This is a genomic window from Streptomyces sp. AC627_RSS907, from assembly GCF_019049165.1.
Map to the genome: position 1 here is coordinate 1 of NZ_JAGMUE010000798.1, position 641 is coordinate 641.

1 protein-coding gene is annotated in these 641 nt (G+C 76.8%); it reads right to left on the reverse strand.

Annotated features, from left to right (window positions below; translation table 11 throughout):
- The coding region (locus tag KUM32_RS38700; RefSeq protein WP_217146477.1) for a zinc-dependent metalloprotease at positions 1-641 on the reverse strand (641 nt) is incomplete at both ends.

The following is a 641-nucleotide window of genomic DNA, read 5'->3' on the forward strand; positions in this document are numbered from 1 at the left end:
AACCCGTCCGGGTCGTCCAGGTCGGCGGCGGTGGGCAGCATGTCCGGGTGCTCCCACAGCGCGTCCCGGCCGTCCAGGCCACGGGCGTCGGTGAGCGAGGCCCACAGCCGGGCCGCGTCCCGCAGCCGCCGGGGCCGCAGCTCCAGGCCGATCAGCGTGGCGAAGGTCTGCTCGGCGGGCCCACCGCTGGCGCGGCGGCGGCGCAGCGTCTCGCGCAGCGCGTCGGCGGACGGCAGGTGGGGCGCCGCGGCGGCGTGCACGACCGCGTCCACCCAGCCCTCGACCAGCGCCAACGCGGTCTCCAGCCGGGCCAGCGCCGCCTTCTGCTCCGGGGTGTCCTCGGGCTGGAACATGCCCTGCTGGAGCGCCTCCTGAAGCTGCTCGGGGTGGGTCGGGTCGAGCTGTCCGACCGCGTCCTCCAGCTTGGCGGTGTCCACCTTGATGCCCCGCGCGTACCCCTCGACGGCGCCGAACAGGTGCGAGCGCAGCCACGGCACATGGGCGAAGAGGCGCTGGTGGGCCGCCTCGCGCAGCGCCAGGTACAGGCGCACCTCCTCCTGCCGCACGCCGAGCCCCGCGCCGAACGCCTCGACGTTCGTCGGCAGCAGCGCCGCCTTGCCCGCGGGCCCGAGCGGCAGCCC